At 66.5% G+C, this 26,028-nt stretch carries 26 protein-coding genes and 1 tRNA gene; 17 read left to right on the top strand and 10 right to left on the bottom strand.

Features of this window, described 5'->3' with window-relative positions; translation table 11 throughout:
- Positions 1 to 19: 19 nt before the first annotated feature.
- Complete coding sequence (locus M8R19_RS29030; protein WP_249919635.1) at positions 20 to 1,072, top strand: cytochrome-c peroxidase; 1,053 nt, start codon at positions 20 to 22, stop codon at positions 1,070 to 1,072.
- A gap of 203 nt (positions 1,073 to 1,275) precedes the next feature.
- Here M8R19_RS29030 and M8R19_RS29025 read toward each other — a convergent pair.
- A tRNA-Ser gene (locus tag M8R19_RS29025) sits at positions 1,276 to 1,363 on the bottom strand.
- Positions 1,364 to 1,492: 129 nt separating this feature from the next.
- On the opposite strand from M8R19_RS29025, the gene M8R19_RS29020 reads away from it, so the two are divergent.
- The 7 genes from M8R19_RS29020 to M8R19_RS28990 all read left to right on the top strand — a co-directional run bounded on the left by M8R19_RS29020 (position 1,493) and on the right by M8R19_RS28990 (position 5,739).
- On the top strand, positions 1,493 to 2,158 hold the full coding sequence (locus M8R19_RS29020) for a Bax inhibitor-1/YccA family protein (protein ID WP_009623200.1): 666 nt from the start codon (positions 1,493 to 1,495) through the stop codon (positions 2,156 to 2,158).
- A gap of 115 nt (positions 2,159 to 2,273) precedes the next feature.
- Positions 2,274 to 2,666, top strand: a complete 393-nt coding sequence (gene tusD, locus M8R19_RS29015; protein ID WP_009623201.1) for a sulfurtransferase complex subunit TusD — start codon at positions 2,274 to 2,276, stop codon at positions 2,664 to 2,666.
- Entirely contained in the window at positions 2,666 to 3,025 is a 360-nt protein-coding gene (gene tusC / locus M8R19_RS29010) for a sulfurtransferase complex subunit TusC (RefSeq protein ID WP_249919634.1), read from the top strand. The genes tusD and tusC overlap by 1 nt, the downstream gene beginning before the upstream one ends.
- The gene (gene tusB, locus M8R19_RS29005) at positions 3,025 to 3,324 is read left to right on the top strand and encodes a sulfurtransferase complex subunit TusB (RefSeq protein WP_249919633.1); all 300 of its coding nucleotides are present in this window, start codon (positions 3,025 to 3,027) and stop codon (positions 3,322 to 3,324) included. The genes tusC and tusB overlap by 1 nt, the downstream gene beginning before the upstream one ends.
- On the top strand, positions 3,321 to 3,656 hold the full coding sequence (locus M8R19_RS29000; RefSeq protein WP_116424003.1) for a TusE/DsrC/DsvC family sulfur relay protein: 336 nt from the start codon (positions 3,321 to 3,323) through the stop codon (positions 3,654 to 3,656). The genes tusB and M8R19_RS29000 overlap by 4 nt, the downstream gene beginning before the upstream one ends.
- Positions 3,653 to 4,654 (top strand): glycosyl transferase family protein, encoded by a 1,002-nt coding sequence (locus tag M8R19_RS28995; RefSeq protein ID WP_249919632.1) that lies wholly within the window; start codon positions 3,653 to 3,655, stop codon positions 4,652 to 4,654. The genes M8R19_RS29000 and M8R19_RS28995 overlap by 4 nt, the downstream gene beginning before the upstream one ends.
- A gap of 83 nt (positions 4,655 to 4,737) precedes the next feature.
- Positions 4,738 to 5,739 (top strand): glutathione S-transferase family protein, encoded by a 1,002-nt coding sequence (locus M8R19_RS28990; protein WP_249919631.1) that lies wholly within the window; start codon positions 4,738 to 4,740, stop codon positions 5,737 to 5,739.
- 132 nt (positions 5,740 to 5,871) lie between these two features.
- Here the strand turns inward: M8R19_RS28990 and M8R19_RS28985 are convergent, their stop codons facing one another.
- Genes M8R19_RS28985 through ftsK form a run of 6 tightly spaced genes read right to left on the bottom strand, consistent with a single transcriptional unit; the run spans position 5,872 to position 13,367 of the window.
- Positions 5,872 to 6,201 carry a lysozyme inhibitor LprI family protein gene (locus M8R19_RS28985; RefSeq protein WP_043318304.1) on the bottom strand — a complete coding sequence of 110 codons (330 nt, stop codon included), beginning with the start codon at positions 6,199 to 6,201 and terminating at the stop codon, positions 5,872 to 5,874.
- A 17-nt stretch (positions 6,202 to 6,218) separates the two neighbouring features.
- The gene (cysG, locus tag M8R19_RS28980) at positions 6,219 to 7,604 is read right to left on the bottom strand and encodes a siroheme synthase CysG (RefSeq protein ID WP_074980654.1); all 1,386 of its coding nucleotides are present in this window, start codon (positions 7,602 to 7,604) and stop codon (positions 6,219 to 6,221) included.
- Between the two features lies 1 nt (position 7,605).
- Positions 7,606 to 8,886: a serine--tRNA ligase gene (gene serS, locus M8R19_RS28975; protein WP_249919630.1), complete on the bottom strand. Its 1,281-nt coding sequence runs from the start codon at positions 8,884 to 8,886 to the stop codon at positions 7,606 to 7,608.
- Positions 8,887 to 8,928: 42 nt separating this feature from the next.
- Positions 8,929 to 10,254 (bottom strand): replication-associated recombination protein A, encoded by a 1,326-nt coding sequence (locus tag M8R19_RS28970; RefSeq protein ID WP_249919629.1) that lies wholly within the window; start codon positions 10,252 to 10,254, stop codon positions 8,929 to 8,931.
- Between the two features lie 38 nt (positions 10,255 to 10,292).
- Positions 10,293 to 10,916, bottom strand: coding sequence for an outer membrane lipoprotein periplasmic chaperone LolA (gene lolA / locus M8R19_RS28965; RefSeq protein ID WP_009623215.1), 624 nt, complete (start codon positions 10,914 to 10,916; stop codon positions 10,293 to 10,295).
- Between the two features lie 12 nt (positions 10,917 to 10,928).
- Positions 10,929 to 13,367, bottom strand: coding sequence for a DNA translocase FtsK (gene ftsK / locus M8R19_RS28960; protein WP_249919628.1), 2,439 nt, complete (start codon positions 13,365 to 13,367; stop codon positions 10,929 to 10,931).
- Between the two features lie 193 nt (positions 13,368 to 13,560).
- Between ftsK and trxB the strand changes: the two genes are divergently transcribed.
- The 4 genes from trxB (at position 13,561) to infA (ending at position 16,314) form a co-directional block, all read left to right on the top strand.
- Positions 13,561 to 14,514 (top strand): thioredoxin-disulfide reductase, encoded by a 954-nt coding sequence (trxB, locus tag M8R19_RS28955; protein WP_116424009.1) that lies wholly within the window; start codon positions 13,561 to 13,563, stop codon positions 14,512 to 14,514.
- A 36-nt stretch (positions 14,515 to 14,550) separates the two neighbouring features.
- Positions 14,551 to 15,255 carry a leucyl/phenylalanyl-tRNA--protein transferase gene (gene aat / locus M8R19_RS28950; RefSeq protein ID WP_116424010.1) on the top strand — a complete coding sequence of 235 codons (705 nt, stop codon included), beginning with the start codon at positions 14,551 to 14,553 and terminating at the stop codon, positions 15,253 to 15,255.
- Positions 15,256 to 15,286: 31 nt separating this feature from the next.
- Positions 15,287 to 15,994: an arginyltransferase gene (locus tag M8R19_RS28945; protein WP_074980660.1), complete on the top strand. Its 708-nt coding sequence runs from the start codon at positions 15,287 to 15,289 to the stop codon at positions 15,992 to 15,994.
- 101 nt (positions 15,995 to 16,095) lie between these two features.
- Positions 16,096 to 16,314: a translation initiation factor IF-1 gene (gene infA, locus M8R19_RS28940; RefSeq protein ID WP_002553999.1), complete on the top strand. Its 219-nt coding sequence runs from the start codon at positions 16,096 to 16,098 to the stop codon at positions 16,312 to 16,314.
- Positions 16,315 to 16,402: 88 nt separating this feature from the next.
- Here infA and clpA read toward each other — a convergent pair whose 3' ends face one another.
- Positions 16,403 to 18,676, bottom strand: a complete 2,274-nt coding sequence (gene clpA / locus M8R19_RS28935; protein WP_249919627.1) for an ATP-dependent Clp protease ATP-binding subunit ClpA — start codon at positions 18,674 to 18,676, stop codon at positions 16,403 to 16,405.
- A gap of 27 nt (positions 18,677 to 18,703) precedes the next feature.
- Entirely contained in the window at positions 18,704 to 19,066 is a 363-nt protein-coding gene (gene clpS / locus M8R19_RS28930; protein WP_024128657.1) for an ATP-dependent Clp protease adapter ClpS, read from the bottom strand.
- Between the two features lie 227 nt (positions 19,067 to 19,293).
- On the opposite strand from clpS, the gene cspD reads away from it, so the two are divergent.
- Positions 19,294 to 19,569, top strand: coding sequence for a cold shock domain-containing protein CspD (gene cspD / locus M8R19_RS28925; protein WP_043318293.1), 276 nt, complete (start codon positions 19,294 to 19,296; stop codon positions 19,567 to 19,569).
- Positions 19,570 to 19,649: 80 nt separating this feature from the next.
- Here cspD and icd read toward each other — a convergent pair whose 3' ends face one another.
- Positions 19,650 to 20,906 (bottom strand): NADP-dependent isocitrate dehydrogenase, encoded by a 1,257-nt coding sequence (gene icd, locus M8R19_RS28920; RefSeq protein WP_009623236.1) that lies wholly within the window; start codon positions 20,904 to 20,906, stop codon positions 19,650 to 19,652.
- A gap of 396 nt (positions 20,907 to 21,302) precedes the next feature.
- Here icd and M8R19_RS28915 point away from each other — a divergent pair, with 396 nt between their 5' ends.
- From M8R19_RS28915 to hflD, 4 genes are all read left to right on the top strand, one after another.
- Entirely contained in the window at positions 21,303 to 23,525 is a 2,223-nt protein-coding gene (locus tag M8R19_RS28915) for an NADP-dependent isocitrate dehydrogenase (RefSeq protein ID WP_074980662.1), read from the top strand.
- 131 nt (positions 23,526 to 23,656) lie between these two features.
- Positions 23,657 to 24,124, top strand: a complete 468-nt coding sequence (locus M8R19_RS28910) for an NUDIX hydrolase (protein WP_249919626.1) — start codon at positions 23,657 to 23,659, stop codon at positions 24,122 to 24,124.
- Positions 24,125 to 24,164: 40 nt separating this feature from the next.
- A complete protein-coding gene (gene mnmA, locus M8R19_RS28905; RefSeq protein ID WP_074980664.1) occupies positions 24,165 to 25,304 on the top strand; it encodes a tRNA 2-thiouridine(34) synthase MnmA in 1,140 nt (379 codons plus the stop codon).
- The gene (hflD, locus tag M8R19_RS28900) at positions 25,301 to 25,927 is read left to right on the top strand and encodes a high frequency lysogenization protein HflD (protein WP_074980665.1); all 627 of its coding nucleotides are present in this window, start codon (positions 25,301 to 25,303) and stop codon (positions 25,925 to 25,927) included. Before mnmA ends, hflD begins: the two co-directional genes overlap by 4 nt.
- Positions 25,928 to 26,028 lie beyond the last annotated feature (101 nt).

Below are 26,028 nucleotides of genomic sequence, written 5' to 3'. Positions count from 1 at the left end.
GACGCTGCTGGCCGCCGGCTTGCTGCTGGCCGGGCTGGCCCGGGCCGACGACTGCGCCACGCACCTGGACGCGCAGCCGGTGGACTACGCCTGCCTGCGCCAGGTCTACAGCCAGCCTTCGGCGAATTGGCCGGCCCCGGACATCAGCCCGGGGCTGGCCTGGCGCGAGCTGGCGCCGCTGTCCGCGCCCCCGGCGCTGGACGAGCGCCAGGTCGAACTGGGCCGGCGGCTGTTCTTCGAGCCGCTGCTGTCGCGCTCCGGGCAGATCGCCTGCGCCTCCTGCCACGAGCCGGACCTGGCCTTCGCCGACGGCCGCCGCGTGTCCTTCGGCCACGACCGCCAGGCCGGAACCCGCAACGCCCCCAGCGTAGCCATGGCCAGCCACTTCACCAACCTGTTCTGGGACGGCCGCGCCGGCAGCCTGGAACAGCAGGCGCTGATGCCCATCGTCGATCCCACCGAGATGGCCTTCGCCCTCGACCCGCTGCTCCAGCGCCTGCGTACGCACCGCGACTATCCACGGGCCTTCGCCGAGGCCTTCGGCAGCACGCCGATCGACGCCGCTCAACTGGGCCGGGCACTGGCCACCTACCAGCGCAGCCTGGCACCCCGGCGCGGCGCCCTCGACCGCTTCCTGCTGGGCGACGGCAAGGCCCTGAGCGATACCCAGCTGCATGGCCTGCACCTGTTCCGCGGCAAGGCCCGCTGCCTGAACTGCCACCAGGGCGAAGCCTTGAGCGACGACAGCTTCCACAACCTCGGCCTGACCTACTACGGCCGCCGCTACGAGGACCTAGGCCGCTACAGGGTGACCGGCCGCGCCGAGGACGTCGGCGCCTTCCGCACGCCCTCGCTGCGCCAGGTCGCGCGCACCGGGCCCTGGATGCACAACGGCCTGTTCGGCGACCTGCGCGGCATCCTCAACATGTACAACGCCGGGATGTTCCACCCGCTGCCGACGGCGCAGCAGAAGAACGACCCGCTGTTCCCGAAGACTTCGCCGCTGCTCGAACCGTTGCGGCTGAATGCGCAGGAGTTGCAGGCCTTACTGGAGTTTCTCCAGGCACTGTAGGAAACAAGGCTTAGGCGTCATGCGGGATGTCAGCCCAATCCTCCACGCGGGCACCCAGTGTGGTGATCGAACAAACCAAGTGGCGCTGCGATACGGAAGTGGCGTTAAGCATGCGGAAATGATCCGGCAGCATAATCCCCTGCATTCGGAACCGGCCAGAAACGCAAAAGCCCCGCAGTGCGGGGCTTTCAGCTTGGGCAAGATGGCGGAAGCGCAGAGATTCGAACTCTGGGGGCTGTTACACCCGGCGGTTTTCAAGACCGCTGCCTTAAACCACTCGGCCACACTTCCTTTCGGGGGCGCATAGTACCGGATCGCAACACACTGTCAAACTCTGATCCTACGTCTGACAGGCGGCTTTGATATCATCACTGCAACTATGGTCACGGAATCCCATTCCGCTTACAGGAGTGTCTAGCCATGCAAGAACGGCAATATCTCAACCCCGCCGCGGCGGAACAACGGGAAGTCAGCGGAGTCCTGCGCAACACCTACGGCCTGCTGGCCATGACCCTGGCCTTCAGCGGCCTGGTCGCCTATGTCTCGCAACAGCTGCACCTGCCCCACCCGGGCCTGCTGCTGACCCTGGTCGGCTTCTACGGCCTGTTCTTCGCCACCCTCAAGCTGCGCGACAGCGGCTGGGGCCTGGTCACCACCTTCGCCCTCACCGGCTTCATGGGCTACACCCTCGGCCCGATCCTGAACCTGTACCTGGGCATGGCCAACGGCGCCAGCATCATTTCCTCGGCGTTCTTCATGACCGCCCTGGTGTTCTTCGGCCTGTCCGCCTACGTGCTGACCACCCGCAAGGACATGAGCTTCCTGTCCGGCTTCATCACCGCCGGCTTCTTCGTCCTGCTGGGCGCCATGCTGGTCTCGCTGTTCTTCCAGATCAGCGGCCTGCAACTGGCGATCAGCGCCGGCTTCGTGCTGTTCTCCTCGGCGGCCATCCTGTTCCAGACCAGCGCCATCATCCACGGTGGCGAGCGTAACTACATCATGGCCACCATCAGCCTGTACGTGTCGATCTACAACATGTTCCTCAGCCTGCTGCAGATCTTCGGCATCATGGGCAGCGACGACTGACGCTTCCCGGCAACACCGGAAAAGCCCGCCTTGGCGGGCTTTTTCCTTTTCCGGCGCAGCAAAATCCCCGCGCTGGCCTTATCATCGCGCTGTAATCCGCCGACCGGCCCATGCCATGAAATTCGCCATCGCCCTCTTCGCCCCGCCCCACTCGCCCGCCGCCCGACGCGCCCTGCGCTTCGCCGAGGCGGTGCTCGCCGGCGGCCACGAGATTGTCCGCCTGTTCTTCTACCAAGACGGCGTGCACAGCGCTTCGAGCAACCCAGTGAGCGGCCAGGACGAACTGGATGTGGCAGCGGCCTGGACGCGCTTCGTCGGCGAGCACCGCCTCGATGCCGTGGTGTGCATCGCCGCCGCCCTGCGCCGCGGCGTGCTCAACGCCGAGGAAGCCGCCCGCTACCAGCGCCCGGCGGCCAACCTGCAGGCGCCCTGGGAGCTATCCGGCCTCGGCCAGCTGCATGAAGCGACGCAGATGGCGGACCGCCTGGTCTGCTTCGGAGGCAACTGATGGCCAAGTCCCTGCTGATCGTCAGCCGCCAGGCCCCGTGGAGCGGCCCCGGCGCCCGCGAGGCGCTGGACATCGCCCTGGCCGGCGGCGCCTTCGACCTGCCCATCGCCTTCCTTTTCCTCGATGACGGGGTGTTCCAGTTGGCTCCGGGCCAGCAACCCGCCAGCCTCGAACAGAAGGATCTGCAGGCCAACCTGCAAGCCCTGCCGCTGTTCGGCGTCGAAAGGCTCTACGCCGCCGAGCGCAGCCTCACCGAGCGTGGCCTGGCCGGCGCCAGTCTGAGCCTGCCGGTGGAGGTGTTGGACGACCTCGCATTGCGCCAGTTGACCCAGCAATACGACCAGGTGATCACCCTCTGATGAGCACGCTGCATCTGCTTTCCCATTCCCCGTTCGGCGACGGCCGCTTCGACAGCTGCCTGCAACTGCTGTCCCACGACGACGGCCTGCTGCTCAGCGGCGATGCCGTCTACGCCCTCGCCGCCGGCAGCGCCCCACGCCAACGCTTGGAGTGTCTGCCCAACGCCTGCTTCGCCCTCGCCGAGGACCTGCAGGCGCGCGGCCTGCAGGAGCACCTGCCGGCCAACCTGAAGGCCGTGGACTACCCCGCCTTCGTCGACCTCTGCACCCGCTACGACAAGGTCAACGCCTGGCTATGACTACCCTCACGGTGGAAGGGCGCGCCATCGCCCTGGACAAGGACGGCTACCTGCAATACCTGGACGACTGGTCGGTAGCCGCCGCCGAAGCCCTGGCCCGCCAGGAAGGCCTGCACCTCACGCCGGAACACTGGGAAATCCTCCACCTGTTGCGCGAGTTCTACGGGCAGTTCCAGCTGTCGCCGGCCAACCGCCCGCTGATCAAGTACGTGGCCCAGCGCCTGGGCGCGGAAAAGGGCAGCAGCCTGCACCTCAACCTCCTGTTCAAGGGCACCCCGGCCAAGCTTGCCGCCAAGCTCGCCGGCCTGCCGAAGCCGACCAATTGCCTATGACCGCCACGCCTCTCGTCCTGCAGACACCCGCCGAGCATCCTTTCGCGCAGTTCGTGCGCATCCTCGGCAAGGGCAAGCGCGGCGCGCGCAGCCTGACCCGCGAGGAAGCCCGCGAGGCCCTGGGCATGATCCTCGACGGCCAGGTCGAGGAAGCGCAGCTGGGCGCCTTCCTCATGCTGCTGCGGCACAAGGAGGAAAGCGCCGATGAGCTGGCCGGCTTCACCGAGGCCGTGCGCGCGCGCCTGGCCGCGCCGCGGATCGCCGTCGACCTCGACTGGCCCAGCTATGCCGGCAAGAAGCGCCACCTGCCCTGGTATCTGCTCGCCGCCAAGTGCCTGGCCGGCAGCGGCACGCGCATCCTCCTGCACGGCGGCGGCGCGCACACCGCCGGGCGCCTGTACACCGAGCAGTTGCTGCAGACGCTGGACATCCCGCTGTGCCGCGACTGGAACGCCGTGGGCGAAGCGCTCGACCGGGGCGGCATGGCCTTCGCCCCGCTGGTGGACTGGATGCCGGAGCTGCAGCGGATGATCGACCTGCGCAACACCCTTGGCCTGCGCTCGCCCATTCATTCCCTGGTGCGCCTGCTCAACCCGCTGGGCGCGCACTGCATCCTGCAGAGCATCTTCCACCCCGGCTACCAGGAAACCCACCGCGAAGGCAGCCGCCTGCTCGGCGACCGCGCCATCGTGATCAAGGGCGAAGGCGGCGAGATCGAGATCAACCCGGACAGCCCGGCGCATCTCTACGGCACCGAAGCGGGCCAGAGCTGGGACGAGGAATGGCCGGCCCTCTCGGCGCTGCGCCACGTCAAGCCGGAGCGCCTGGAGCCGCAGGTGCTGGTCGAATTCTGGCGTGGCGAGCGGGAGGACGCCTACGGCGAACTGGCGGTGGTCGCCACCATCGCCCTGGGCCTGCGCGGGTTGGGCCGCGACCGCGAGGCGGCCTTCGCCGAGGCCCGGCAACGCTGGGCCGCCCGGGACAGATCGATCGGGTAGATAGCTTCTACCCTGTTTTTGCAGCGATCCATCGATAGCAAGGGCGTAGACTGGTTCCCATTCCCTTTCCTGAGGAGCCAGTCATGGGACAGCTCATCGATGGCCGCTGGCAAGACCAGTGGTACGACACCAGCAAGGATGGCCGCTTCCAGCGCGAGAACGCGCAACGCCGCAACTGGGTCACCGCCGACGGCCAGCCCGGCCCCAGCGGCGAAGGCGGCTTCCGCGCCGAGGCCGGGCGCTACCACCTGTACGTCTCCCTCGCCTGCCCCTGGGCACACCGCACGCTGATCTACCGCCAGCTCAAGGGCCTGGCCGGGCTGATCGACGTTTCGGTGGTCAGTTGGCTGATGCGGGAGAACGGCTGGACCTTCGACCGCAGCCTGGGCTCCACCGGCGACGCCCTGGACGGCCTGGAGTTCCTGCACCAGCGCTACACCCGCGACGATCCGCGCTACACCGGCCGCGTCACTGTGCCGGTGCTATGGGACAAGCAGCGCAAGCGCATCGTCAGCAACGAGTCGGCGGAAATCATCCGCATGTTCAACTCGGCCTTCGACGGCCTGACCGGCAACGATCTGGATCTCTACCCCGCGCCGTTGCAGGGCGAGATCGACGCGCTGAACGAGCGCATCTACCCGGCGGTGAACAACGGCGTGTACCGCGCCGGCTTCGCTACCAGCCAGGAAGCCTATGAGGAAGCGTTCGTCACTCTGTTCGAGGAACTGGACTGCCTGGAGAAGCGCCTGGGCGAACGGCGCTACCTGACCGGCGAACACCTGACCGAGGCCGACATCCGCCTGTTCACCACGCTGATCCGCTTCGACGCCGTGTACCACGGGCACTTCAAGTGCAACCTGCGGCGCCTGGCCGACTACCCGAACCTGTCCGGCTGGCTGCGCGAGCTGTACCAGTTGCCGGGGGTGGCGGGCACGGTGAACTTCCAGCACATCAAGAATCACTATTACGGCAGCCACCACACCATCAACCCGACCGGCATAGTGCCGCTGGGGCCTCAGCAGGATTTCAGCGGGCCGCACGGGCGCGAGCATCTGCCGGGCAAGGGGATTGCGCGCAAGGGCTGAGACCCGGGCTATTCGTAGGAGCGAGCTTGCTCGCGAACAAGCCCCGCAGCGGAATGGGTTCGCGAGCAAGCTCGCTCCTACGAGAAGCCGTGCCCGCCGGTCGGCTCGATTCTCGGGTGAACAAAGCGGGGCTCAGAGCGGCTTGTCGATGCCGTCGTAGATCTTCTGCAGGGCGTCCAGGCGTTCCTGGTAGCGCTGCTTCAGGCAGGCCTTGTCGCGGCCGCAGGCGCGGCGCTGGTCCAGCCAGGCGAGTTGGGCATCGCCCATGTTGCCGCGCATGCCCATGGCGAACAGGCCGCTGAGCAGGCGGTAGGTGGTGGCCATCTGCACGTCCAGTTCGGACAGCTGGCGGTCGGCGCAGATGGCTTTTTCGTCGGCGTGGCGGGCCTTCTTGCAGTCGAAGCTGGCGGCGCCGGCCGGCAAGGCGGCGGCAGCCAGGGCGCAAGCCGCACCCCAGGCCATCGCCGCATGCCAGACCTTCATGGCTGGCCTTCGAACCAGGCTAGCTTGTCGCGCAGGGTGACCACTTCGCCGACGATGACCAACGTCGGCGCGTGCACTTCGTGCTCGGCGACCAGTTGCGGCAGGTTGGCCAGGGTGCCGGTGAACACACGCTGATGTTCGGTGGTGCCCTGCTGGATCAGCGCTGCGGGGGTGTCGGCGGAGCGGCCGTGGCGCACCAGTTCCTCGCAGATTACCGGCAGGCCCACCAGGCCCATGTAGAACACCAGGGTCTGGCCCGGCGCCACCAGGTCGTTCCACGGCAGGTCGGTGCTGCCGTCCTTCAGGTGGCCGGTGACGAAGCGCACCGACTGCGCATAGTCACGGTGGGTCAGCGGAATGCCGGCGTAGGCCGCGCAGCCGCTGGCCGCGGTGATGCCCGGCACCACCTGGAAGGGAATGCCGTTGGCCGCCAGTTCGTCGATCTCCTCGCCGCCACGGCCGAAAATGAACGGATCGCCGCCCTTCAGGCGCAGCACGCGCTTGCCCTGTTTGGCCAGCTCGACCAGTTTGCGGTTGATCTCGTCCTGCGGCACGGCATGGTCGGCGCGGCGCTTGCCGACATACAGGCGGTCGGCGTCGCGGCGGCACAGCTCGAGGATGGCCGGGGCCACCAGGCGGTCGTAGAGCACCACGTCGGCCTGCTGCATCAGGCGCAGGGCGCGGAAGGTCAGCAGGTCCGGGTCGCCCGGGCCGGCGCCGACCAGGTAGACCTCGCCGCGGGCCTCGGCCTGGCCGTTTTCCAGCTTGTCGGCCAACAGGCGCTCGGCTTCCGCCGGCTGCCCGGCGAGCATGCGTTCGGCCACCGGGCCCTGGAACACTTCCTCCCAGAACTGGCGGCGCTGCTGCAGGTCCGGCAGGCGCTGCTTGACCGCTTCGCGGAAGCGGCTGGCCAGCCCGGCCAGTTGGCCGTAGGTGGCGGGAATCCAGGTTTCCAGCTTGGCCCGCAGCAGGCGCGCCAGCACCGGCGCGTCACCGCCGCTGGAGACAGCCAGCAGCAGGGGCGAACGGTCGACGATGGCGGGAAAGATCACACTGCACAGCGCCGGCGCATCCACTACGTTGACCGGCACACCGCGGGCGTGGGCATCGCGGGACACCTGGGCGTTCAGCGGCTCGTCGTCGGTGGCGGCGATGACCAGCACGCAGTCGCCGAGGTCAGCCTCGGCGTAGCGGCGTTCCAGCAGTTCGCCACCGCCCTGCTCCACCAGCTCGCGCAACTCGCTGTGGACCTGCGGCGCGACCACGCGCAGCACGGCGCCGGCACTGTCGAGCAGGCGCGCCTTGCGCAGGGCGACTTCACCGCCGCCGACCAGAAGTGCGCGACGCCCGCGCAGGACGTGGAACAGCGGCAGCGCATCCATCTCAGCCGATCACCTCGATGCCGCCCATGTAGGGCTTGAGCACCTCGGGTACGCGGATGCTGCCGTCGGCCTGCTGGTAGTTTTCCAGCACGGCAACCAGAGTGCGGCCCACCGCCAGGCCGGAGCCGTTGAGGGTGTGCAGCAGTTCCGGCTTGCCGGTTTCCGGGTTGCGGAAGCGCGCCTGCATGCGGCGGGCCTGGAAGTCGCCGCAGTTGGAGCAGGAGGAAATCTCGCGGTACTTGTCCTGGCTCGGCACCCAGACTTCCAGGTCGTAGGTCTTGGCCGCGCTGAAGCCCATGTCGCCGGTGCACAGGGCCAGCACGCGGTACGGCAGCTCCAGGGCCTGCAGCACCTTCTCGGCGTTGCCGACCAGGCTTTCCAGGGCTTCCCAGGACTTCGTCGGCTCGACGATCTGCACCATCTCGACCTTGTCGAACTGGTGCTGGCGGATCATCCCGCGGGTGTCGCGGCCCGAGGCGCCGGCTTCGCTGCGGAAGCACGGGGTGTGAGCAACGAACTTCAGCGGCAGCTCCTTGGCGTCGAGGATCTGCCCGGCGACGATGTTGGTCAGCGAGACTTCGGCGGTGGGGATCAGGTACAGGTCGGCTTCGCCGTCGCGGCCGATCTTGAACAGGTCCTCCTCGAACTTCGGCAGCTGGCCGGTGCCCTGCAGCGCCGGCGCCTGCACCAGGTACGGGGTGTAGGCCTCCTCGTAGCCGTGCTCGCGGGTGTGCAGGTCGATCATGAACTGCGCCAGGGCGCGATGCAGGCGGGCGATCGGGCCGCGCATCAGGGCGAAGCGGGCGCCGGACAGCCGCGCGGCGGTCTCGAAGTCCAGCCAGCCGTGCTGCTCGCCGAGGGCGACGTGGTCCTTGATCTCGAAATCGAAGCTGCGCGGGGTGCCCCAGCGACGCACTTCCAGGTTGTCGTCCTCGTCCGCGCCGACCGGCACCGACTCATGGGGCAGGTTGGGGATGGTCAGCAGCAGGGCGTCCAGCTCGGCCTGGATCGCATCCAACTCGCGCTTGCCGGCTTCCAGCTCGTCGGCCATGCGGTTGACCTCGGCCTTGAGCGGCTCGACGTCCTCGCCACGCTTCATGGCCTGGCCGATCGCCTTGGAGCGCGCGTTGCGCTCGGCCTGCAGGGTTTCGGTGCGGGTCTGCACGGCCTTGCGCTGGTTCTCCAGCGCTTCGATGCGCGCCACGTCCAGGGTGAAACCGCGGGCGGCGAGGCGGTCGGCCACTTCCTGCGGCTGGGTGCGTACCAGTTTGGAATCGAGCATGGTCTGTTCTCGTGTCTAGTGTCGGCGGCGTGCGGGCGCCGCTCAGGATTTTCTGCGTTTTCTCGGGCTGGCCCGGTCCAGGGCCGCCAGGTGCTTGAGCTTCTCGCCGATCTTCAGTTCCAGGCCGCGGGGCACGGGCTGGTAATACTGGCGCGGTTCGAGCTGTTCGGGGAAGTAGTCTTCCCCGGCGGCATAGGCGTCGGGCTCGTCATGGGCATAACGATACTCCTCGCCGTAGCCGAGGTTCTTCATCAGTTTGGTCGGCGCGTTGCGCAGGTGCAGCGGCACTTCCAGCGAGCCGTTCTCGGCCACGTCGCGGCGCGCCGTGTTGTAGGCGTTGTAGACGGCGTTGCTCTTCGGCGCGCAGGCCAGGTAGACGATGGCCTGGGCGATGGCCAGCTCGCCTTCGGGGCTGCCCAGGCGCTCCTGCACGTCCCAGGCATGCAGGCACAGGGTCAGCGCGCGGGGGTCGGCGTTGCCGATGTCCTCGCTGGCCATGCGCACCACGCGGCGGGCGATGTAGAGCGGGTCGCAGCCGCCGTCGAGCATGCGTGCGTACCAGTAGAGCGCGCCGTCGGGACTGGAACCGCGCACCGACTTGTGCAGCGCGCTGATCTGGTCGTAGAAGGCCTCGCCGCCCTTGTCGAAGCGCCGGCGGCTGTCGCCCAGCAGGTTCTGCAGCAGTTCGGCGCTGATCTCGCCGCCGTCCTCGGCCAGGTCGGAGGCGTTCTCCAGCAGGTTGAGCAGGCGCCGGCCATCACCGTCGGCAGCGGCCATGAGGATGGCGAAGCTCTCCTCCGGCAGGCTCAGGTGGCGCTTGCCCAGGCCCTTTTCCTCGCTCAGGGCGCGCTGCACCAGCTTGCGCAGGGCGGCTTCGTCCAGGCTTTTCAGCACGTAGACGCGGGCCCGCGAGAGCAGCGCGTTGTTCAGCTCGAACGAGGGGTTCTCGGTGGTGGCGCCGATGAAGATCAGGGTGCCGTCTTCGACGTAGGGCAGGAAGGCGTCCTGCTGGCTCTTGTTGAAGCGGTGCACCTCGTCGACGAAGAGGATGGTGCGGCGGCCGTACTGCGCGGCCTGCTGCTTGGCCATCTCCACCGACTGGCGGATTTCCTTCACCCCCGAGAGCACCGCGGAGATGGTCTCGAAGTGGGCGTCGGAGACCTGCGCCAGCAGCTTGGCCAGGGTGGTCTTGCCCACGCCCGGCGGGCCCCAGAAGATCATCGAGTGCAGCGCGCCCTGCTCCAGGGCCTCGCGCAGCGGCTTGCCGCGGGCGAGCAGGTGCTCCTGGCCGACGTATTCGTCCAGGCTGGCGGCGCGCAGGCGCGCGGCCAGGGGCTGGGCTACGGGTTCGGAACGGAACAGGTCCACGCTGCTACCTCACGGGCGCCGCGCCAGGCGGCGGCCCTTCACTCCTGGATGACGTCGACGCCCTTGGGCGCTTCGAACACAAACTGCTTGGCGTCCACCGGCTGGTTCATCTTCACGTCGAAGAACAGGATATTGGTGCGCTGGCCGACGCTGTCGATCAGTTGCATGTCGTTGACCACCCCGTTGCGGAAGGAAATCCGCAGGTTGTCGAACAGGGTGTCCTTGTCCTTCGGCTTGAGGATGAAGTCGACCACGTTGCCGCCGTCCTTGCTGGTGATGTCGAAGCTCTCGTGGATCTTCGAGATGTCGCCGGAGAGCAGCAGCGCCGGGGTCTGGGTCAGGCGCTGGTCGAGCTTCTGGATGGTCACCTGCTGCAGGTCCGGGTCGTACAGCCAGATCTTCTCGCCGTTGGAGATCAGCAGTTGCTCCTGGGGCGCGTCGGTGTGCCAGCGGAACAGGCCCGGGCGCTTGAGCGCCAGGTTGCCGGCGGTTTCCTGCAGGCGGGTGCCGCTGCCGTCCAAGGTCAGCTGGGAGAAGCGCGCGCTCAGTGTCTGGGCCTTGCTCAGCATCGCGCTCAGGCGCTGGGTGGCGGCGTCGTCGGCGTGGGCCTGGACGCCGGCGACGGCCAGCGCTGCAAGCACGAGCATGCGGATCAGTCGCATGGAAATCCTCGATCAGTCGCGGATGGGAGCCGGCGCGACCACTTCGCGCGAGCCGTTGGAATTCATCGGGGTGACCACACCGGCCATTTCCATCGCCTCGATCATGCGCGCGGCGCGGTTGTAGCCGATCTTCAGCTTGCGCTGCACCGCGGAGATGGAGGCGCGGCGGCTCTCGGTGACAAAGCGCACGGCCTCGTCGTACAGCGGGTCGTCCTCGCTGCCCTCGCCGCCTTCGCCACCACCGCCGCCGCCACCGTCGAAGCCGCCACCACCGCCTTCATCGGCACCGGCGAGGATGTCTTCGATGTAGTCGGGCGCGCCACGCAGCTTCCAGGCCTCGACCACGCGGTGCACTTCCTCGTCGGAGACGAAAGCGCCATGCACGCGGATCGGCAGGCCGGTGCCCGGCGGCAGGTAGAGCATGTCGCCGTGGCCGAGCAGCTGTTCGGCGCCGCCCTGGTCGAGGATGGTCCGCGAGTCGATCTTGCTCGACACCTGGAAGGCGATGCGCGTGGGGATGTTGGCCTTGATCAGGCCGGTGATCACGTCCACCGAGGGGCGCTGGGTGGCGAGGATCAGGTGGATGCCCGCGGCCCGCGCCTTCTGCGCGATACGGGCGATCAGCTCCTCGACCTTCTTGCCGACGATCATCATCATGTCGGCGAATTCGTCGACCACCACGACGATGGTCGGCAGCGTCTGCAGCAGCGGCGCCTCGTCTTCCATGCTCTCGCGGCGGTACAGCGGGTCGGTCAGCGGCGCGCCGGCTTCCTCGGCGTCCTTCACCTTGCGGTTGAAGCCGGCCAGGTTGCGCACGCCCATGGCGGCCATCAGCTTGTAGCGCCGCTCCATCTCGGCGACGCTCCAGCGCAGGGCGTTGGCCGCCTCCTTCATGTCGGTGACCACCGGGCAGAGCAGGTGCGGGATGCCCTCGTAGATCGACAGTTCGAGCATCTTCGGGTCGATCATGATCAGCCGCGCGTCCGCCGGCGTGGACTTGAACAGGATCGACAGGAGCATGGCGTTCACCCCCACCGACTTACCCGAGCCGGTGGTACCGGCCACCAGCAGGTGCGGCATGCGCGCCAGGTCGGTGATGACCGGGTTGCCGCCGATGTCATGGCCCAGGGCCAGCGGCACGGTGGACTTGTGCTCGTCGTATTCCGGGGTCATCAGCACTTCGGAGAAGCGCACCATCTGCCGGTCTTCGTTGGGGATCTCGATGCCCACGGTGGTCTTGCCGGGGATCACCTCGACCACCCGCACGCTGATCACCGCCAGCGAACGCGCCAGGTCCTTGGCCAGGTTGGAGATGCGGCTGACCTTGACGCCGGCCGCCGGCTGGATCTCGAAGCGGGTGATCACCGGGCCCGGATGGACCGACTCGACCACCACCTCGACGCCGAACTCCTTGAGCTTGATCTCCAGCAGGCGCGACATGGCCTCCAGGGATTCGGGGGAGTAGCTGCGCTTCTTCTCGCCGGCCGGGTCGAGGATCGACAGCGGCGGCAAGGTGCCTTCGACGGCGGTATCGACGAACAGCGGCGCCTGTTTTTCCTTGAGCACGCGCTTGCTGGGCTCGACCGGCTTGGGCGGCGGCGGCGCGTCGATCTTCGGCGCCGGGCGCTTCTCGCGCTCCTGCACGCTCTTGACCAGGGCCTCCTCGCGCTCGATCAGGCGTTCCTTGACCTTGGCCTGCTCGCGGCGGTCGGGCACCACGGGCGCGGCCACCTCGGCGACGCGCTCGTCCACCTCGCGCAGTTGCGCGACCAGTTGCTTGCGCTCGCTGCGCGCGCTCAACCAGCGGTTGAAGGCGTTCTGGATCAGTTCGAAGAGGTCGAGGGTGATCTTCCCGGTGACGTCCATCACCTGGAACCAGGACAGGTCGGCGAACACCGTCAGGCCGAACAGGAACAGGGCGATGAACAGCAGGGTGCTGCCCTGCACGTTGAGGGCGTTCAACGCCAGCTGGCCGAGGCTTTCGCCCACGGCGCCACCGGCGGAGGCCGGCAGGTGGCCGCCGCCGATGTGGAAATGGATGTAGGCCAGCGCCGAACCGGAGAGGATCAGGAACACCAGGCCGATCAGCCGCCAGGAGAACAGCCAGCCGCTGAACTCCCAGGCCATGTGGCGCTTGCGGAAGATCTGCCAGGTCTTGACCCCCAGCAGCAGCGGGAACAGGTAGGCGAAGTACCCCAGCGCGACGAAGAGGATGTCGGCGCTCAGGGCCCCCAGGCGACCAGCGGCATTCTGCACCTGCTCGACGTGGCTGGAATGGCTCCAGCCCGGATCGGACGAATCGTAGGTGAGCAGCGCCATCCACAGGTAAAGGCAGAGCGCGCCGAGCGCGATCAGGGCCCCTTCCTTCAGGCGAATGTGCAATTGCTGACGCCAGGCTGCGGCGTGGCTAGCGGTGGTCGAGTCCTTCAAAACGCGTCTATTCCTGCGCACTGGGCGCGTCCGAGAGTCATCTGGCGACAAAACGGGCCTATTGTACGGCTTTGGCCGCTCGATGCCACAGGGCCCGCCGCGGCGCCTTTTGCCGCCTTTTCCAGGTTCGGTGTAGCATAGCCCACCAAGGTTTCACGGCTGCTCAATTGGAGCATGCATTCTCTTACGTGACAAAGGCTTATGGAGTCTTTTTATGAGTGAAGTCAAGCATTCGCGCCTGATCGTCCTGGGCTCCGGCCCGGCGGGTTACACCGCTGCCGTGTACGCCGCGCGGGCCAACCTCAAGCCTGTTGTCATCACCGGCATCCAGCCCGGCGGCCAGCTCACCACCACCACCGAGGTCGACAACTGGCCGGGCGACGTCGAGGGCCTGACCGGTCCCGCCCTGATGGAGCGCATGGAGCAGCACGCCAAGCGTTTCGATACCGAGATCGTCTACGACCACATCCACACCGCCGAGTTGCAGCAGAAGCCCTTCATCCTCAAGGGTGACAGCGGCACCTACAGTTGCGACGCGCTGATCATCGCCACTGGCGCCTCCGCACAATACCTGGGCATGAGCTCGGAAGAGGCCTTCATGGGCAAGGGCGTTTCCGCCTGCGCCACCTGCGACGGTTTCTTCTACCGCAACCAGGTGGTCTGCGTGGTCGGCGGCGGCAACACCGCGGTCGAGGAAGCGCTGTACCTGGCCAACATCGCCAAGGAAGTGCACCTGATCCACCGCCGCGACAAGCTGCGCTCAGAGAAGATCCTCCAGGACAAGCTGTTCGAGAAGGCCAAAAACGGCAACGTGCGCCTGCACTGGAACACCACCCTGGACGAGGTCCTGGGCGACGACATGGGTGTGATCGGCGTGCGCCTGAAGGACGTGGACAGCGGCGAGACCCGCCAGCTGGACCTGGCCGGCGTGTTCATCGCCATCGGCCACAAGCCCAACACCGACCTGTTCACCGGCCAGCTGGAAATGCGTGACGGCTACCTGGTGGTCAAGGGCGGCGGCGAAGGCAATGCCACCGCCACCAGCATCCCCGGCGTGTTCGCCGCGGGCGACGTGGCCGACCACGTCTACCGCCAGGCCATCACCTCGGCCGGCGCCGGCTGCATGGCCGCGCTGGACGCCGAGAAATACCTCGACGACAGTCACTGACAGGCCCGGGGAGGGCCCGCCCTCCCCTACCCCGCCATGCTCAGTTGGCTTTCCCGCAGCAATTTCGACTTCCCGCCCCTCGAACAGGCCCTGCATGAGCCCAACGGCCTGCTCGCGGCCGGCGGCGACCTCGACCCGCGCCGCCTGGTGGCCGCCTACCGCCATGGCTGCTTCCCCTGGTACCAGGACGACCAGCCGATCCTCTGGTGGTCGCCGGACCCGCGCACCGTGCTCTTCCCCGACGAACTGCACGTTTCCCGCAGCCTGGCCAAGTGCCTGCGCCAGGGCCGCTACCGGGTGACCTTCGACACGGCCTTCGACCAGGTCATCGCCGCCTGCGCCGCGCCGCGCGACTATGCCGACGGCACCTGGATCACCCAGCCGATGCAGGACGCCTACCGCCAACTGCACCGCATGGGCATCGCCCACTCGGTGGAAAGCTGGGACGGCGACGAATTGGTCGGCGGCCTCTACGGCCTGGCCATGGGCCGGCTGTTCTTCGGCGAATCCATGTTCAGCCGCGCCGACAACGCCTCCAAGGTGGCATTCGTCACCCTGGCGCAACATCTGCGCGCCGCCGGGTTCGTATTGATCGACTGCCAGATGCCCACCCAGCACCTGCACAGCTTCGGCGCCCGCGCCATCAGCCGTGCCGATTTCGCCAGCCACCTGCGCCGTCATCTCGACGAAACGCCGCTCTGCGACTGGCGTTCGCAAGCGGACTCGCGCGGACTGGCATAAACTTGCCAGAGGGTTATCGCGGGGGTTGACCATGACCGAACTGGCCCGACTGAAGTTCTACGCGACGCAGCCGCATCCATGCAGCTATCTGCCCGAGGAGCAGGCCACCACCCTGTTCCTCGATCCCAGCCAGCCCATGGACGCGCAGCTGTACGCCTCGTTGTCGGAAGTCGGTTTCCGTCGCAGCGGCGAGCACCTCTATCGCCCGCACTGCCAGCACTGCACCGCCTGCATCCCGGCGCGCATCCCCGCCGCGGGCTTCCAGCCCAACCGCCAGCAGAAGCGCATCATCAAGCGCAACACCGATCTCAAGGTGCTCAAGCGCCGCCCGGCCTTCACCGAGGAGTACTACGCGCTGTACATGCGCTACATCGAGCAGCGCCACGCCGACGGCGACATGTATCCACCCAGCCGCGACCAGTTCAGCACCTTCCTGGTGCGCGATCTGCCGTTCAGCTGCTTCTACGAGTTCCGCCTGCAGGGCCGCCTGCTCGCCGTGGCGGTCACCGACGTGCTGCCCAACGGCCTGTCGGCGGTCTACACCTTCTACGACCCCGACGAGGAACGCCGCAGCCTGGGGCGCTACGCGATCCTCTGGCAGATCGCCGAAACCGAGCGCCTGGGCCTGTACGCGGTGTACCTCGGCTACTGGATCAAGAACTGCCGGAAGATGAACTACAAGACCCAGTACCGGCCGATCGAACTCTTCGTCAACCAGCGCTGGGTGGCGCTCAGCTGAAGCAAGCGCTCCGCTTCTGGCGTACGACATGGATTTCAGGCACAATACTCGCCTTTTTTCAGGCCACCCAGGCCATTCATAGACACCGAGGGCTCTACTGCATGTCGAAAGAAGACAGCTTCGAAATGGAAGGCACTGTCGTCGACACCCTGCCCAACACCATGTTCCGCGTGGAGTTGGAGAACGGGCACGTCGTTACCGCGCACATCTCCGGCAAGATGCGCAAGAACTACATCCGCATCCTGACCGGCGACAAGGTTCGCGTCGAACTGACTCCCTACGACCTGAGCAAGGGTCGCATCACCTACCGCGCCCGTTGAGCGCAAGGTGAATCCGGGCCACGGCCCGGACGAATAGCAAAACGCCCGGCATTGCCGGGCGTTTGCGTTTCTGCCGCAAGGCCGACCGTCAGGCCGGCTCCGCGGTGACCACCTCGTACTCGAAGACCAGCTCGCCGTCCTTCAGGTCGATGTGCGCCACGCCGCCGTGCTCGGCCAGTTCGCCGAACAGGATCTGCTCGGCCAGCGGCCGCTTGATCTTGTCCTGGATCAGCCGCGCCATCGGGCGAGCGCCCATCTGCGGGTCGTAGCCTTTCTCCGCCAGCCAGTTGCGCGCCGCGTCGCTGACCTCGAGCTGGACGCGCTTGTCCTCCAGCTGCGCCTGCAGCTCGGTGAGGAACTTGTCGACCACGCTCTTGATCGTCTCGTGGCTGAGTCGGCCGAACTGGATGATGGTATCCAGGCGGTTGCGGAACTCCGGCGTGAAGCTCTTCTTGATCACTTCCATGGCATCGCTGGTGTGGTCCTGCTGGCTGAAGCCGATGGAGGCCCGCGCCGCGGTTTCCGCGCCGGCGTTGGTGGTCATGATGACGATGACGTTGCGGAAATCCGCCTTGCGCCCGTTGTTGTCGGTCAGGGTGCCGTGGTCCATCACCTGCAGCAGCAGGTTGAAGACTTCCGGGTGGGCCTTCTCGATCTCGTCCAGCAGCAGCACGCAGTGCGGCGTCTTGGTGATGGCCTCGGTGAGCAGGCCGCCCTGGTCGAAGCCGACATAGCCCGGCGGGGCGCCGATCAGCCGCGACACGGTATGCCGCTCCATGTACTCGGACATGTCGAAGCGCACCAGCTCCACGCCCATCGCCTTGGCCAGCTGGCGGGCGACCTCGGTCTTGCCCACCCCGGTGGGGCCGGCGAAGAGGAAGGAGCCGACCGGCTTGTCCGGCGACTTCAGACCCGCGCGGGACAGCTTGATGGCGGTGGACAGCGACTCGATGGCCGCATCCTGGCCGAACACCGTCAGCTTGAGGTCGCGCTCGAGGTTGCGCAGCAGCTCCTTGTCCGAGCTGGTGACGTGCTTGGGCGGAATCCGCGCGATCTTCGCCACTATGTCCTCGACCTGGGCCACCTCGATGCGCTTCACGCGCTTCTCTTCCGGCTGCAGGCGCTGGTAGGCGCCGGCTTCGTCGATGACGTCGATGGCCTTGTCCGGCATGTGCCGGTCATTGATGTAGCGTGCGGCCAGTTCGGCGGCGGCGCGCAGGGCCTCGTCGCTGTACTCGATGTGGTGGTGCTGCTCGAAGCGCGGCTTCAGGCCCTTGAGGATGCCCACGGTGTCTTCCACCGACGGCTCGGTGACGTCGACCTTCTGGAAGCGCCGCGCCAGGGCCCGGTCCTTCTCGAAGATGCCGCGGAATTCCTGGAAGGTGGTCGAGCCGATGCAGCGGATCTCGCCCGAGGACAGCAGCGGCTTGAGCAGGTTGGACGCGTCCATCACCCCGCCGGACGCCGCACCGGCGCCGATGATGGTGTGGATTTCGTCGATGAACAACACCGCATGCGGGCGCTTGCGCAATTCATTGAGCAGCGCCTTGAAGCGCTTCTCGAAGTCGCCGCGGTACTTGGTGCCGGCCAGCAGCGCGCCCAGGTCCAGGGAGTAGACCACGCTGTCGGCCAGCAGGTCCGGCACCTGGCCGTCGACGATGCGCTTGGCCAGGCCTTCGGCGATGGCGGTCTTGCCGACGCCGGCCTCGCCCACCAGCAGCGGGTTGTTCTTGCGCCGCCGGGCGAGAATCTGCGCCACGCGCTCCACCTCGGCCTCGCGACCGACCAGCGGGTCGATGCGGCCCTGGCGGGCCAGGTCGTTGAGGTTGCTGGCGTAGGCGTCCAGCGGGTGGCTGGAGGTGGAGGACTCGCCACCCTCCTCGTCCTGCATTTCCTGGTCGCTTTCCGGGTGCTCGGCATGGCCCGGCACCTTGGAGATGCCGTGGGCGATGTAGTTCACCACGTCTATGCGGGCGACGCTCTGCTGCTTGAGCAGGAACACCGCCTGGCTCTCCTGCTCGCTGAAGATGGCCACCAGCACGTTGGCGCCGGTCACTTCGCGCTTGCCGGAGCTCTGCACGTGAAACACCGCGCGCTGCAGCACGCGCTGGAAGCCCAGGGTCGGCTGGGTCTCGCGGTCCTCGTCGTGCTGCGGGATCAGCGGCGTGGTGGAATCGATGAATTCCTGCAGATCACGACGCAGCTTGTCCAGGTTCGCCCCGCAGGCGCGCAGCACTGTGGCCGCCGCCTCGTTGTCCAGGAGCGCCAGCAGCAGGTGCTCGACGGTCATGAACTCATGCCGTTTTGCCCGCGCTTCCTTGAAGGCGAGATTGAGGGTGACTTCGAGCTCTCGATTCAACATGGCTTCACCTCGCTCCAAACATCCGCATCAGCTTTCTTTCTCAATCTCACACAACAGTGGATGCTGGCTCTCCCTCGCATACTGATTGACCTGCATGGCCTTGGTCTCGGCGATGTCACGGGTGAACGTGCCGCAGACCGCCTTACCTTGAGTATGTACGGTCAACATGACCTTGGTCGCCTGTTCCCGGTTCATGTTGAAGTACAGCTCCAGTACCTCTACCACGAAATCCATCGGCGTGTAGTCATCGTTGAACATGATGACCCTGTACATCGGCGGAGGTTTCAGGGCCGGCTTGGATTCTTCGACCGCGAGCCCGGCCCCCTCTTCCTCGAGGGGATCGGGACGGTCCTGATTGAATGTTAGTCGAATCTGGCTACTTGCATGCATGCTGGAATAAATGGGTTCGCAACGTGGGAATTAAAGGCCTGAGTGGAGTTTGACCTGAATCTCAGGCGCGGACGAGAGCGCCTTGACTAACCCCAAAACGGTGTTACAAACAAAGGATACCCCACAGCGGGTATCAGGCGTTCTGCGGCCCTGGAACCTCTGGGGCTGGAGCGGAATCGTAGTGGATGATACTCCAGCGATGGAGTCCTTTGCAGAGGGATATCAGCATGCTCAGCGGTAAGGTCAAGTGGTTCAACAACGCCAAGGGCTATGGATTCATCCTGGCCGACGGCCGAGATGAGGACCTGTTCGCTCATTACTCGGCAATCCAGATGGATGGCTACAAGACGCTCAAGGCCGGCCAGCCGGTCAGCTTCGAGATCCTGCAAGGTCCGAAGGGTCTGCATGCGGTGAACATCCAGCCGATCGGCGCCGGCGCGCCGGCCAGCGCCGCCCAGGCCAGCCCCAGCAGCGAGGTGCAGAGCGTCACCGCAGAAGCCTGATTCCCCCTGCCCCGCCATTTCCGGCGAAGCGATGAAGAAAGGCCGGTGGGAACCGGCCTTTTTTCGTTGTCTCACGCCCGTTACATCCTGGCGATCATGGCCTCGCCGAACTCCGAGCAGGACACCAGCTTGGCGCCGTCCATCAGCCGCTCGAAGTCGTAGGTCACGGTCTTGGCCGCGATGGCGCCGTTCATCCCCTTGATGATCAGGTCGGCCGCCTCGGTCCAGCCCATGTGGCGCAGCATCATCTCGGCGGAGAGGATCAGCGAGCCGGGGTTGACCTTGTCCTGCCCGGCGTACTTGGGCGCGGTGCCGTGGGTCGCCTCGAACATGGCCACCGAATCCGACAGGTTGGCCCCCGGGGCGATGCCGATGCCGCCCACTTCTGCCGCCAGGGCGTCGGAGAGGTAGTCGCCGTTCAGGTTCAGGGTGGCGATCACGTCGTATTCGGCCGGGCGCAACAGGATCTGCTGCAGCATGGCATCGGCGATCACGTCCTTGACCACGATGTTCTTGCCGGTCACCGGGTTCTTGAACTGCATCCAGGGGCCGCCGTCCAGCAGCTCGGCGCCGAACTCCTCGCGGGCCAGCTCGTAGCCCCAGTCCTTGAAGGCGCCCTCGGTGAATTTCATGATGTTGCCCTTGTGCACCAGGGTGACCGAGCTGCGGTCGTTGTCCACGGCGTACTGCAGGGCCTTGCGCACCAGGCGCCTGGTGCCGTCGCGGGAGACCGGCTTGATGCCGATGCCGCAGTTCTCGGTGAAGCGGATCTTCTTGACGCCCATCTCCTCGGTGAGGAACTTGATGACCTTCTCGGCTTCGGGCGAACCGGCCTTCCACTCGACGCCGGCGTAGATGTCCTCGGAGTTCTCGCGGAAGATCACCATGTCCACGTCGCCGGGCTTCTTCACCGGGCTGGGCACGCCCTCGAACCAGCGCACCGGGCGCAGGCAGACGTAGAGGTCGAGCTGCTGGCGCAGGGCCACGTTGAGGGAGCGGATGCCGCCGCCGACGGGGGTGGTCAGCGGGCCCTTGATGGACACCACGTAGTCACGCACGGCTTCCAGGGTCTCTTCGGGCAGCCAGGTGTCCTGGTCGTAGACCTGGGTGGCCTTCTCGCCGGCATAGACCTCCATCCAGGCGATCTTGCGCTGTCCGCTGTAGGCCTTTTCCACTGCCGCATCGACGACGTCGATCATGACCGGACTGATGTCCACGCCGATGCCGTCGCCTTCGATGTAGGGAATGATCGGGTTGTTCGGTACCTTCAGGGAATTGTCGGCATTGACGGTGATGCGCTCACCTGCGGCCGGCACCTGGATCTTCTGGTATCCCATGCTGAACTCCGTGCTGTGGTTGAACCTCAGGGACCAGCCCCGCTTCGTCGCGGCGTGACGGGAACAGGCCCGGGTTCCTGAGGGTAGCCCAGTTGCCGGCCCCTAACCACAATCTTATGCCTTAGTCTAAAAGCCGCGGGTGCGTCACCCCGCCGCGAGAGTGGTATACTGCGCGCCGTGACTTCACAGTCATCGAGGTCCGAGCCGTCTGGGACCAGACCCCTCCCCTCGCAACGGCCACGTCGCCACCCTGACGCGGTCGTACAACGCTCTACTGGCGCCCCTATATCCCCGCGGCAATTCTCGAATGCCGGCACCTTGCCGTGTCGGACGAAAGCGCCCACCAAGGCGTATCGAGACTCTGTGCGCGCCCAGCAAAGAAGAGAGTCATAGTAGATGTCCAACCGCTCGAAGATCACCTACACCTTCACCGACGAAGCACCCGCCCTCGCCACCTACTCGCTCCTCCCGATCGTCAAGGCGTTCGCCGCCTCCGCCGACATTGACGTCGAAACCCGCGACATCTCTCTTGCAGGACGCATCCTCGCCGCCTTCACCGACAAGCTCGGCGACAAGGCCATCGAAGACGACCTGGCCTACCTCGCCAAGCTGGCCACCGCACCCGACGCCAACATCATCAAGCTGCCGAACATCAGCGCCTCGGTACCCCAGCTCAAGGGCGCCATCGCCGAGCTGCAGGCCCTGGGCTACGCCGTCCCGGACTTCCCGGAAGACCCGCAGACCGACGCAGAGAAAGACACCCGCGCCCGCTACGCCAAGGTCCTGGGCAGCGCCGTGAACCCGGTCCTGCGCGAAGGCAACTCCGACCGCCGCGCCCCCGCCGCGGTCAAGGCCTACGCCCGCAAGCACCCGCACAGCATGGGCAAGTGGAGCATGGCCTCGCGCTCCCACGCCGACTACATGCGTGGCGGCGACTTCTTCTCCAGCGAGCAGTCGGTCACCATCCCCAAGGCCGGTGAAGTCCGCCTCGAGTTCGTCGGCAAGGACGGCAAGGTCGAGCTGAAGAAAACCCTGAAGATGCAGGAAGGCGAAGTCCTCGACAGCATGTTCATGAGCTGCAACAAACTGCGCGCCTTCTTCGAGAAGACCCTGCAGGACTGCAAGGAAACCGGCGTCATGTGGTCCCTGCACGTCAAGGCGACCATGATGAAGATCTCCCACCCGATCGTCTTCGGCCACGCCGTCACCGTCTACTACAAGGACGTGTTCGACAAGTGGGGCCAACTGTTCGACGAGCTGGGCGTGAACCCGAACAACGGCATCTCCAGCGTCTATGACAAGATCAAGTCGCTGCCGGCCTCGCAGCAGGAAGAGATCCTCCACGACATCCACGAGGTGTACAGCCACCGTCCGGAAATGGCGATGGTCGACTCGGTCAAGGGCATCACCAACCTGCACATCCCCAGCGACGTGATCGTCGACGCCTCGATGCCGGCGATGATCCGCAACTCGGGTCAGATGTGGGGCAAGGACGGCAAGCAGAAGGACACCAAGGCGGTGATGCCGGAGAGCACCTACGCCCGCATCTACCAGGAGATGATCAACTTCTGCAAGACCAACGGCGCCTTCGACCCGACCACCATGGGCAGCGTGCCGAACGTCGGCCTGATGGCGCAGAAGGCCGAGGAATACGGCTCCCACGACAAGACCTTCGAGATGGAAGCCGACGGCACCATGCGCGTGGTCGACGAAGACGGCAAGGTGCTGATGCAGCACGAAGTCGAAGCCGGCGACATCTGGCGCGCCTGCCAGACCAAGGACGCCCCGATCCGCGACTGGGTCAAGCTGGCCGTCACCCGCGCCCGCCAGTCCAACACCCCGGCCATCTTCTGGCTGGACCCGGAGCGCGCCCACGACAACGAGCTGCGCAAGAAGGTCGAGCTGTACCTGAAGGACCACGACCTGACCGGCCTGGACATCAGCATCAAGGGCTACAACGAAGCCATCCGCACCAGTATGGAGCGCATGATCCGCGGCCAGGACACCATCTCGGTGACCGGCAACGTCCTGCGCGACTACCTGACCGACCTGTTCCCGATCATGGAGCTGGGCACCTCGGCCAAGATGCTGTCCATCGTTCCGCTGATGGCCGGCGGCGGCATGTACGAGACCGGCGCCGGCGGCTCGGCTCCGAAGCACGTGCAGCAACTGGTGGAAGAGAACTACCTGCGCTGGGATTCCCTGGGCGAGTTCCTGGCCCTGGCCGTATCCCTGGAAGAAGAAGGCATCAAGACCGGCAACGCCAAGGCCAAGGTCCTGGGCAAGACCCTCGACGAGGCCACCGGCAAGCTGCTGGACAACAACAAGTCCCCGGCGCGCAAGGTCGGCGAGATCGACAACCGCGGCAGCCACTTCTACCTGGCGCTGTACTGGGCCCAGGCCCTGGCCGCGCAGAACGAAGACGCCGAGCTGAAAGCCCACTTCACCCCGCTGGCCAAGACTCTGACCGAACAGGAAGCGGCCATCATCGCCGAACTGAACGGCGCCCAGGGCAAGGCCGTGGACATCGGTGGCTACTACCGCTCCAACCCGGAGAAAACCAGCCAGGTGATGCGCCCCAGCGCCACCTTCAACGCCGCCATCGACTCGCTGAACTGAATCGAAGGCTAGCGTGACCGACGAAAACCCCGGCCTGGTGCCGGGGTTTTTGCTTTTCGGGGCTGCGCCTCCACCCAACACCGTCCCCACCTTCCAGGGTTATCATGCCCATTTCCCCCGGAGGACCACCCATGCGCTGGCAACCGCATATCACAGTCGCAACCATCGTCGAAGACCAGGGCCGCTTCCTGCTGGTAGAGGAAACCTCCCACGGCAAGACCGTGCTGAACCAGCCCGCCGGCCACTTGGAGGCCGACGAGAGCCTGCTGCAGGCAGCCGTACGCGAAACCCTCGAAGAAACCGGCTGGGAAGTCGAGCTGACCGCGGTCACCGGCATCTACCTCTACACCGCGCCCAGCAACGGCGTGACCTACCAGCGCGTGTGCTTCGCCGCCCGGCCGCTGCGGCATCGCCCGGAGCTGCCGCTGGACGACGGCATCATCGGCCCGCGCTGGCTGACCCGCGAGGAGCTGGAAGCCTGCCGGGACAGCTGGCGCAGCCATCTGGTAGCGCGCTGCATCGACGACTACCTGGCCGGCGGACGCTTCCCCCTGGCGCTGATCCGCGACGCCGAACTGCCCGTGCCGAACCCGGCCTGATAGAATCCCGCTTTTGCACCGACGCCTGCGATAGCCCGCCATGTCCGATTCCAGCACTACCTCCCCCGTCCAGCCCGGCAAGGGCCGCGTCATCGTCGGCATGTCCGGCGGCGTGGATTCCTCGGTTTCCGCCCTCCTGCTCAAGGAGCAGGGCTATGAGGTGGAAGGCCTGTTCATGAAGAACTGGGAAGAGGACGACGGCACCGAATACTGCACCGCCATGACCGACCTGGCCGATGCCCAGGCCGTCTGCGACCGCATCGGCATCAAGTTGCACACCGCCAACTTCGCCGCCGAGTACTGGGACAACGTCTTCGAGTACTTCCTCGCCGAATACAAGGCCGGGCGCACGCCGAACCCGGACATCCTGTGCAACCGCGAGATCAAGTTCAAAGCCTTCCTCGACTACGCCCTGGCCCTGGGCGCCGACCTGATCGCCACCGGCCACTACGTGCGCCGCCGCGACATCGACGGCCGCACCGAACTGCTCAAGGGCCTGGACCCGAACAAGGACCAGAGCTACTTCCTCCACGCCGTGGGCGGCGAACAGATCGCCAGGACGCTGTTCCCGGTCGGCGAGCTGGAGAAGCCGGAAGTGCGCGCCATCGCCGAGAAATACGGCCTGGCCACGGCGAAGAAGAAGGACTCCACCGGCATCTGCTTCATCGGCGAACGCCGCTTCAGCGACTTCCTCAAGCAGTACCTGCCGGCCCAGCCGGGCGACATCGAGACCACCGACGGCACCGTCATCGGCCGCCACGCCGGGCTCATGTACCACACCATCGGCCAGCGCCAGGGCCTGGGCATCGGCGGCATGAAGAACGCCGACGACAGCCCCTGGTACGTGCTGGAGAAGGACCTGGCGCGCAACGTGCTGATCGTCGGCCAGGGCAACGACCACCCCTGGCTGTTCTCCCGCGCCTTGCACGCCTCGAACATCTTCTGGGTGAACCCGCTGGAGTTGCCCGAGCCGCGCGCCCTGCGCGCCAAGGTGCGCTACCGCCAGGCCGACCAGGACTGCGTCCTGGAGCGCACCGCCGCCGGCTACCGCGCAGTGTTCGACCAGCCGCAGCGCGCCGTCACCCCGGGCCAGTCCGTGGTGTTCTACGACGGCGAGGTGTGCCTGGGCGGTGGTGTGATCGAATCGGCCGAACCGGCCTACGCGAAGGAGCGTGCATGAGCGAGTTGCGCGACCAACTGATCGCCCTCGCCGGCGTCTTCGAAGCCGCCGCCCTGGTGGACCGCCTGGCCCGCACCGGGCAGATTCCCGAAGCCCCGCTGGGCTGCATGCTCGGCAGCCTGCTGGTGCGCGAGCCGAAGACCACCCTGGACGTGTTCGGCGGCGACATCCACAACCTGCGCGAGGGCTTCCGCGCCCTGGCCAGCGCCCTGGAGCGCGATCCCAACAGCCTGCAGCGCGAACCGCTGCGCTATGCGCTGTCGCTGATCGGCCTGGAGCGCCAGTTGGCCAAGCGCGACGACATGCTCGACCTGATCGGCTCGCGCCTGGACCAGGTGCAGCAGCAGGTGCAGCACTTCGGCCTGGTCCACGAGAACGTCATCGCCTCCTGCGCCGGCCTCTACCAGGACACCCTGAGCACCTTCCGCCAGCGCATCCAGGTGCACGGCGACATGCGCTACCTGCAGATCAACGCCAACGCCGCGCGCATCCGCGCCCTGCTGCTGGCCGGCATCCGCTCGGCGCGCCTGTGGCGGCAACTGGGCGGCAACCGCTGGCAAATGGTGTTCGGCCGGCGCAAGCTGCTCAACGAGTTGCGCCCGATCCTGCGCGGCGCCGACTGACCGGCCCGGGGCGCCCGCCCGGGCGCCTTCCACATGGCAGCAAGTACGGGCGACGGCGCGCCCTTTCGTGTATGATGTGCGCCCTTTTCGTTGACCGACAG

Source organism: Pseudomonas sp. R3.Fl, from assembly GCF_023516765.1.
Taxonomy (GTDB): Bacteria; Pseudomonadota; Gammaproteobacteria; order Pseudomonadales; family Pseudomonadaceae; genus Pseudomonas; species Pseudomonas citronellolis.
The sequence above is the reverse complement of the archived record's forward strand: the minus strand, read 5'-3'. Positions and strand labels throughout refer to the sequence as shown.